General features: G+C 52.5%; 8 protein-coding genes and 2 tRNA genes. 8 read left to right on the plus strand and 2 right to left on the minus strand.

Going from position 1 to position 8559, the window contains the following annotated elements; all coding sequences use genetic code 11:
* Nucleotides 1-91, minus strand: a 91-nt coding sequence (locus FQK12_RS05265; RefSeq protein WP_186711182.1) for a YhbY family RNA-binding protein, incomplete at its 3' end; no start/stop codon positions are given.
* Between the two features lie 124 nt (nt 92-215).
* Here FQK12_RS05265 and rlmE point away from each other — a divergent pair.
* The 6 genes from rlmE to FQK12_RS05295 all read left to right on the plus strand — a co-directional run bounded on the left by rlmE (nt 216) and on the right by FQK12_RS05295 (nt 5816).
* Entirely contained in the window at nt 216-845 is a 630-nt protein-coding gene (gene rlmE / locus FQK12_RS05270; protein ID WP_004106110.1) for a 23S rRNA (uridine(2552)-2'-O)-methyltransferase RlmE, read from the plus strand.
* Nucleotides 846-944: 99 nt separating this feature from the next.
* Nucleotides 945-2879, plus strand: a complete 1935-nt coding sequence (gene ftsH / locus FQK12_RS05275; protein ID WP_004854549.1) for an ATP-dependent zinc metalloprotease FtsH — start codon at nt 945-947, stop codon at nt 2877-2879.
* Between the two features lie 98 nt (nt 2880-2977).
* Nucleotides 2978-3826 carry a dihydropteroate synthase gene (folP, locus tag FQK12_RS05280; RefSeq protein ID WP_014226978.1) on the plus strand — a complete coding sequence of 283 codons (849 nt, stop codon included), beginning with the start codon at nt 2978-2980 and terminating at the stop codon, nt 3824-3826.
* Nucleotides 3819-5156, plus strand: a complete 1338-nt coding sequence (glmM, locus tag FQK12_RS05285) for a phosphoglucosamine mutase (RefSeq protein WP_014226977.1) — start codon at nt 3819-3821, stop codon at nt 5154-5156. Before folP ends, glmM begins: the two co-directional genes overlap by 8 nt.
* Before the next feature lie 229 nt (nt 5157-5385).
* Nucleotides 5386-5715: a preprotein translocase subunit SecG gene (gene secG / locus FQK12_RS05290; RefSeq protein ID WP_004106103.1), complete on the plus strand. Its 330-nt coding sequence runs from the start codon at nt 5386-5388 to the stop codon at nt 5713-5715.
* Between the two features lie 14 nt (nt 5716-5729).
* Nucleotides 5730-5816 (plus strand) — tRNA-Leu (locus tag FQK12_RS05295).
* 150 nt (nt 5817-5966) lie between these two features.
* Here FQK12_RS05295 and argG read toward each other — a convergent pair.
* The gene (gene argG, locus FQK12_RS05300) at nt 5967-7310 is read right to left on the minus strand and encodes an argininosuccinate synthase (RefSeq protein ID WP_014226976.1); all 1344 of its coding nucleotides are present in this window, start codon (nt 7308-7310) and stop codon (nt 5967-5969) included.
* Between the two features lie 308 nt (nt 7311-7618).
* On the opposite strand from argG, the gene FQK12_RS05305 reads away from it, so the two are divergent.
* Both FQK12_RS05305 and rimP read left to right on the plus strand, forming a co-directional pair.
* A tRNA-Met gene (locus tag FQK12_RS05305) sits at nt 7619-7695 on the plus strand.
* Between the two features lie 393 nt (nt 7696-8088).
* Complete coding sequence (rimP, locus tag FQK12_RS05310) at nt 8089-8541, plus strand: ribosome maturation factor RimP (RefSeq protein WP_004125659.1); 453 nt, start codon at nt 8089-8091, stop codon at nt 8539-8541.
* Nucleotides 8542-8559: the final 18 nt, after the last annotated feature.

The following is an 8559-nucleotide window of genomic DNA, read 5'->3' on the forward strand; positions in this document are numbered from 1 at the left end:
CGGTCAAACCATTGTTGCCAAGCATAACTACCGGCTTGAGCGGATGTGCCAGACCTTTCAGGTGCTGTTTTTGTTTAGTACTCAGATTCATCGTATTTTTTTGCTTACGTTGGGATTGAAAACGGTTCATTCTACCGCCATCTCCCATATATCGCCAAACTACCGCGTCGATTTTTACGTCGCGAAGTACGATGAACCCGAAATGGGAATGTTAAATGACAGGTAAAAAGCGTTCTGCCAGCTCAAGTCGTTGGCTTCAGGAACACTTTAGCGATAAATATGTTCAGCAGGCACAGAAAAAGGGGTTACGTTCCCGTGCCTGGTTTAAACTTGATGAAATACAGCAAAGTGACAAGATTTTTAAACCGGGGATGACGATAGTTGACCTCGGCGCTGCACCCGGTGGCTGGTCGCAATACGCGGTTACGCAGATCGGTAACAGCGGCCGCATCATTGCTTGCGATCTTTTACCTATGGATCCAATCGTTGGTGTGGACTTCCTTCAGGGCGACTTTCGTGATGAATTAGTCCTGAAAGCGTTACTTGAGCGTGTAGGTGACAGTAAAGTACAAGTTGTCATGTCCGATATGGCGCCAAATATGTGTGGAACACCGGCGGTGGATATTCCCCGGGCCATGTATCTGGTGGAACTGGCGCTTGGAATGGCTCGTGATGTATTAGCGCCAGGTGGTAGTTTTGTAGTGAAGGTGTTCCAGGGCGAAGGCTTCGATGAGTATCTAAGAGAGATTCGCTCCCTGTTTACGAAGGTCAAAGTTCGTAAGCCGGACTCTTCTCGCGCCCGTTCGCGTGAAGTGTATATTGTAGCGACCGGGCGTAAACCATAACCGGCAGATTTCAAACGAAAGTTTGAAAGACGCTGGATATAGAGTATCCTGACGCTGTTTTTAACACAGTTGTAATATGAGGTTAATCCCTTGAGTGACATGGCGAAAAACCTAATACTCTGGCTGGTCATTGCCGTTGTGCTGATGTCAGTATTCCAGAGCTTTGGGCCCAGCGAGTCGAATGGCCGCAAGGTGGATTATTCTACCTTCCTGCAGGAGGTCAATCAGGACCAGGTTCGCGAAGCGCGTATCAACGGACGTGAGATAAACGTTACCAAGAAAGATAGTAACCGTTACACGACCTACATCCCGGTGAACGATCCTAAGCTGCTTGATAACCTTCTGACTAAAAACGTCAAGGTGGTAGGTGAGCCGCCAGAAGAGCCGAGCCTGCTGGCTTCTATCTTCATCTCCTGGTTCCCGATGCTGCTTCTTATTGGCGTCTGGATCTTCTTTATGCGCCAGATGCAGGGCGGCGGTGGCAAAGGCGCCATGTCGTTCGGTAAGAGCAAGGCGCGTATGCTGACGGAAGACCAGATCAAAACCACTTTCGCCGACGTCGCCGGTTGTGACGAAGCGAAAGAAGAAGTTGGTGAACTGGTTGAATACCTGCGCGAGCCGAGCCGTTTCCAGAAGCTGGGCGGTAAAATCCCGAAAGGCGTCCTGATGGTCGGCCCTCCGGGCACCGGTAAAACCTTGCTGGCAAAAGCCATCGCGGGTGAAGCAAAGGTGCCGTTCTTTACGATTTCCGGTTCTGACTTCGTTGAAATGTTCGTCGGTGTGGGTGCATCCCGCGTGCGCGACATGTTTGAACAAGCCAAGAAAGCGGCTCCGTGCATCATCTTTATCGATGAAATCGACGCCGTGGGCCGTCAGCGTGGCGCTGGCCTGGGCGGTGGTCACGATGAACGTGAGCAGACGCTGAACCAGATGCTGGTTGAGATGGACGGCTTCGAGGGTAACGAAGGTATCATCGTTATCGCGGCAACCAACCGTCCGGACGTTCTTGACCCTGCGCTGCTGCGTCCAGGCCGCTTTGACCGTCAGGTTGTGGTCGGTCTGCCGGATGTCCGCGGTCGCGAACAGATTCTGAAAGTGCATATGCGTCGCGTACCGCTGGCGCCGGATATCGACGCGGCAATTATCGCCCGCGGTACGCCTGGCTTCTCCGGTGCTGACCTGGCAAACCTGGTGAACGAAGCTGCGCTGTTTGCCGCTCGTGGCAACAAGCGCGTTGTATCGATGGTTGAATTCGAGAAAGCGAAAGACAAAATCATGATGGGTGCGGAACGTCGCTCCATGGTGATGACGGAAGCGCAGAAAGAGTCCACCGCGTATCACGAAGCCGGTCACGCAATTATTGGTCGCCTGGTGCCGGAACACGATCCGGTGCACAAAGTGACGATTATTCCGCGCGGTCGCGCGCTGGGTGTCACCTTCTTCCTGCCTGAAGGCGACGCGATTAGCGCCAGCCGTCAGAAGCTGGAAAGCCAGATTTCTACTCTTTACGGCGGTCGTCTGGCGGAAGAGATTATCTACGGCGTAGAGCATGTTTCTACCGGTGCGTCGAACGACATTAAAGTCGCGACCAACCTGGCGCGTAACATGGTGACCCAGTGGGGCTTCTCTGACAAACTCGGCCCGCTGCTGTATGCCGAAGAAGAAGGTGAAGTATTCCTTGGCCGCAGCGTTGCGAAAGCGAAGCATATGTCCGATGAAACGGCGCGTATCATCGACCAGGAAGTGAAGTCACTGATTGAGCGTAACTACAATCGTGCACGCCAGCTTCTGAACGATAATATGGACATCCTGCACGCGATGAAAGATGCGCTCATGAAATATGAGACCATCGACGCCCCGCAGATTGATGACCTGATGGCTCGCCGCGATGTTCGCCCGCCAGCTGGCTGGGAAGAACCGGGCTCGTCCAACAATTCTGACAACAATGGCACGCCTCGTGCGCCGCGTCCGGTCGATGAACCGCGTACGCCAAACCCGGGTAATACGATGTCAGAACAGCTGGGCGACAAATAAGTTAGCCGTTATTGATGCTGTTGTACTTTTCTAAAACCCCTGAGCGTTTGCTCCGGGGTTTTTCTTTTTCAATCTTTCTCTGACTCAGGGATTTAGCGATGAAACTTGTAGCCCAGGGCTCAACCCTCGATCTCTCTCACCCACATGTGATGGGTATTCTTAACGTTACCCCGGATTCGTTCTCTGATGGCGGGACCCACAACACGCTGGTCGAAGCCGTGAAGCATGCCAATCTGATGATCAATGCCGGGGCGACTATCATTGATATCGGTGGGGAATCGACGCGTCCGGGGGCGGCAGATGTCAGCGTCGAGGAAGAGCTGGCGCGAGTCATTCCGACGGTAGAAGCGATTGCCCAGCGCTTTGAAGTCTGGATTTCCGTTGATACCTCAAAGCCGGAGGTGATCCGCGAGTCAGCGCGTGTTGGCGCGCATATCATCAATGATATCCGCTCGCTGACCGAACCGGGAGCGCTGGAGGCGGCGGCTGAAACGGGCTTGCCGGTGTGCCTGATGCATATGCAGGGTCAGCCGAAGACAATGCAGGATGCCCCGAAGTACGCGGACGTGTTTGCTGACGTTGAGCGCTTTTTTATCGAACATATTGTGCGCTGCGAACGGGCCGGTATCGCAAAAGATAAATTGTTGCTCGACCCGGGATTTGGTTTCGGTAAAAATCTTTCTCATAATTATGAACTGCTTGCCCGACTTGGAGAGTTCCATCATTTTGGTCTTCCGCTGCTGGTAGGCATGTCACGTAAGTCGATGGTAGGTCAGTTGCTGAATGTCGGGCCGACGGAACGCCTGAATGGCAGCCTGGCTTGCGCAGTCATTGCTGCAATGCAGGGCGCGCAGATTATTCGCGTCCATGATGTCAAAGAAACGGTAGAAGCGCTGCGCGTGGTGGAAGCTACCCTGGCCGCTAAGGAAAATAAACGTTATGAGTAACCGCAAATATTTTGGTACGGATGGTATTCGTGGCCGCGTAGGCGATGCGCCAATAACGCCAGAATTTGTATTAAAGCTGGGCTGGGCGGCGGGTAAGGTGCTTGCACGCCACGGTTCACGGAAGATTATTATTGGTAAAGATACCCGTATTTCAGGGTATATGCTGGAGTCCGCGCTGGAGGCTGGACTGGCCGCCGCGGGATTATCCGCTTCTTTTACCGGCCCGATGCCAACGCCGGCAATTGCCTATCTGACGCGCACCTTCCGCGCGGAAGCCGGGATTGTGATTTCCGCTTCACATAATCCGTTTTATGACAACGGCATCAAATTCTTCTCTATCGAAGGTACCAAGCTTCCGGATGAGGTAGAAGAAGCCATTGAAGCCGAAATGGAAAAAGAGCTGACCTGCGTGGATTCCGCCGAGCTGGGTAAAGCCAGTCGTATCGTCGACGCCGCCGGTCGCTATATCGAGTTTTGCAAAGGCACCTTTCCGAACGAGCTGAGCCTCAATGCTTTGAAGGTGGTAGTCGATTGCGCTCACGGGGCGACTTATCATATTGCGCCGAATGTTTTCCGCGAGCTGGGCGCTCAGGTTATAGCGATGGGCTGTGAGCCTGATGGCCTCAACATCAATGAAGAGGTCGGGGCGACGGACGTTCGTGCTCTGCAGGCGCGCGTGCTGGCGGAGAAAGCCGACCTGGGTATTGCCTACGATGGCGATGGCGATCGGGTCATCATGGTGGACCACGAAGGCAACAAAGTCGACGGTGACCAGATCCTCTATATCATTGCCCGTGAGGGGCTACGCCAGGGGCAGCTGCGGGGCGGCGCCGTCGGGACGCTCATGAGCAATATGGGCCTTGAACTGGCGCTCAAACAGCTGGGCATTCCTTTCGTTCGCGCGAAGGTGGGCGACCGCTATGTGCTGGAGAAGCTGCAGGAGAAAGGCTGGCGCATTGGCGCAGAAAACTCCGGTCATGTGATCTTACTGGATAAAACCACGACGGGGGATGGGATTGTCGCCAGCCTGCAGGTGGTGGCGGCGATGGTGCGTAACCATATGAGCCTGCACGACCTGTGCAGCGGAATGAAAATGTTCCCGCAGCTTCTGGTTAACGTTCGCTTTACTGAAGGTAGCGGTAACCCGCTGGAACATGAGCACGTAAAAGCGGTAACGGCTGAAGTGGAAGCGGCGCTGGGCAATCGGGGGCGCGTACTGCTGCGTAAATCAGGCACAGAGCCGCTGATTCGCGTTATGGTGGAAGGTGAGCACGAAGAGCAGGTGCACGAATTTGCCCACCGTATCGCCGATGCCGTAAAAAGCGTTTAATTTCTCTTGCTAAGTGATTAAAAAGGCGACGCTTGCCGCCTTTTTAATCGACAAAAAATCGCTTTTTGCTGTTTTTTTCCGCACTTGATACAATGCGCTGAAATTGCCCTTGCGAAGGTCATTCGCTTTGGTTAGTATTCACACCCGCTTCAGTGGGAAACGTTAAAACGTCCCGCTTTATTGGTCGAAGCACTTGGTATGCGGCAAATCCGCAAGGAACAGGTTGATTATGTACGAAGCTCTTTTAGTTGTTTTCCTTATTGTGGCAATTGGCCTTGTGGGTCTGATTATGCTGCAGCAAGGTAAAGGCGCTGATATGGGAGCCTCCTTCGGAGCAGGCGCTTCCGGCACTCTGTTTGGATCCAGCGGTTCTGGTAACTTCATGACCCGTATGACTGGTATCCTGGCTGCGCTGTTCTTCATCATCAGTCTGGCGCTGGGCAATATCAACAGCAACAAGACCAATAAAGGAAGTGAGTGGGATAATCTGAGCGCGCCGAAAACTGAGCAAACTCAGCCGACCGCGCCGGCGCAGCCGAGCAGCGACATCCCGCACTGATAAGCAGTATCCGTACCGAGGTGGTGGAATTGGTAGACACGCTACCTTGAGGTGGTAGTGCCCTAACGGGCTTGTGGGTTCGAGTCCCATCCTCGGTACCAATTTCCTGAAGAAAGACGCTGAAAAGCGTCTTTTTTTTCGTCCCCAAAAAGTTGAGCAGCAGCATTAGCGGCAGATATGTCCGGTTGGGTTCGGGATTTTTCTGCATAAAAAAGGCCGCGTTAGCGGCCTTTGCGAATTTCTCTGCAGCGTTACTTCGCTTTATTTTCCAGGTTTTCCACCTGCGGCAGGCCAGTGGCGGAAGACGCGGTCAGCAGTCCGGACTGCGCGTAGCCAAACAGCTTATCGCGAGTATCGGTGATATCCAGGTTGCGCATCGTCAGCTGGCCGATACGATCCTCAGCGGAGAACATCGAGTCACCTTTTTCCATCGTCAGACGCTCTGCTTTATAGGTCAGATTATCAGAGACGGTATTCAGGATGGAGTAGTCGTTGCCGCGACGCAGTTCAAGCGTCACTTCGCCGGTAATTTGGCTTGCTACCCAGCGCTGCAGGCCGTCGCGCAGCATCAGCGCCTGGGAATCGAACCAACGCCCTTGATACAGCAGCCGACCCAGCTGACGACCGTGCGCGTGGTATTGCTCAATGGTATCTTCGTTATGAATACCGGTCAGCAGACGCTCATAGGCAATATGCAGCAGCGCCATTCCCGGGGCTTCATAGATGCCGCGGCTCTTCGCTTCGATGATACGATTTTCGATCTGATCGCTCATACCCAGACCATGGCGTCCGCCGATGCGGTTAGCCTCCAGCATCAGTTCAACGTCATCGCTAAAGGTCTGTCCGTTCAGCGCAACCGGATGGCCCTGTTCAAAGCGAACGGTGACTTCTTCCGCAGGGATTTTGACGCTTTCATCCCAGAACTTGACGCCCATAATCGGGTTCACAATCTTGACGCTGGAGTTCAGGAATTCAAGATCTTTAGCTTCGTGCGTCGCGCCCAGCATATTGGAGTCGGTTGAGTAGGCTTTTTCAACTGACATTTTATAGTCAAACCCGCAGGAGATCATAAACTCTGACATCTCCTGGCGGCCGCCTAACTCGTCGATAAAGTCGCTATCCAGCCACGGTTTGTAAATTTTCAGCTCAGCGTTGGTCAGCAGGCCGTAACGATAGAAACGTTCGATATCGTTGCCTTTATAGGTACTCCCGTCGCCCCAGATGTTAACACCGTCTTCCTTCATTGCGGCGACCAGCATGGTACCGGTCACTGCGCGGCCCAGCGGCGTGGTATTAAAGTAGGTCAACCCGCCGGTGGTGTTATGAAATGCGCCGCACTGGATCGCGGCAATGCCTTCCGCAACCAGCTGCTTACGGCAGTCGATCAGACGAGCCCCTTCAGCACCATACTCTTTGGCACGACGAGGAATGGTCTCGTAATCGTCTTCGTCTGGCTGTCCCAGATTGGCGGTATATGCATAAGGGACTGCTCCCTTTTTACGCATCCACAGCAGCGCGGCGCTGGTATCCAGCCCACCAGAAAAAGCAATACCAATACGTTGGCCAACCGGGAGATGCTTGAGAATCGTCGTCATAAAATAAAACCCTGCTAGATAGACTGTGGTGAGTTTGACTCAACAATCTTTATTGCATGTTTATGCATTAATTGTGAGTTTTCATTTAATCATCTTTTGCTGGCGACAGGAAGAGGCTGAGCCGCTTTTTGCCAAAAAACCCAGAAATACCAGCATGAACCGAAACCTGGCAATGTGAAATTCATGTTGACAAAATATATGAAGTATCAATACAATTCACTACGATTTTATGTCCCGTCTCTCGGTACCAAATCCCAGCAGTATTTGCGTCTTTTACTCAAAACGAGTAAAATATGCCACGTTTCAGGCGCGGGGTGGAGCAGCCTGGTAGCTCGTCGGGCTCATAACCCGAAGGTCGTCGGTTCAAATCCGGCCCCCGCAACCACTTTCCCATTAAGTACTTTTTCAAATATACTGTGAGGACCGGGTCCTTCGTAGACGAATTTGAAAGAATTCTTCTGGAAAGTGTTCCAGATCGCAGTTGCGATCTCAGGGTTCAGTTATCTAAAGCCCCGATTTATCGGGGTTTTTTGTTATCTGACTTCAGAATAACTGGGCTATACGCCCTTTTTTTATGTCTTGGGGGTGGGTTTGTCCACATTAGAGCANTAGGTGTCCTTCGTAGCCGAATTTGAAAGAATTCTTGCGGAAGGTGTTCCAGATCGCCATGGCGATCTCAGGGTTCAGTTATCTAAAGCCCCGATTTATCGGGGTTTTTTGTTATCTGACTTCAGAATAACTGGGCTATACGCCCTTTTTTTATGTCTTGGGGGTGGGTTTGTCCACATTAGAGCAAAAATTAACAGAGATGCTCACAGCGCCAGTTGAAGCGCTTGGCTTTGAGCTGGTCGGCATCGAATTTATTCGCGGTCGCACGTCCACACTGCGCATCTATATTGATAGTGAAGATGGCATCAATGTTGATGATTGTGCTGATGTGAGCCACCAGGTCAGTGCTGTTATGGACGTAGAAGACCCGATTACAGTCGCTTATAACCTGGAAGTTTCTTCTCCAGGTCTCGATCGTCCTATGTTTACCGCCGAGCACTATGAGCGTTTCATCGGCGAAGAAGTTTCGCTGGTTTTGCGCATGGCGGTACAGAACCGACGCAAATGGCAGGGCCTTATCAAAGCGGTAGACGGTGAGATGATCACGGTAACCGTCGAAGGCAAAGATGAAGTGTTCGCGCTGAGTAACATCCAGAAGGCGAACCTGGTTCCCCACTTTTAACAGTCTGGATTGAGGTGA

This window comes from Klebsiella sp. ME-303 (assembly GCF_007910085.1).
In the GTDB taxonomy this organism is placed as follows: domain Bacteria; phylum Pseudomonadota; class Gammaproteobacteria; order Enterobacterales; family Enterobacteriaceae; genus Klebsiella; species Klebsiella michiganensis.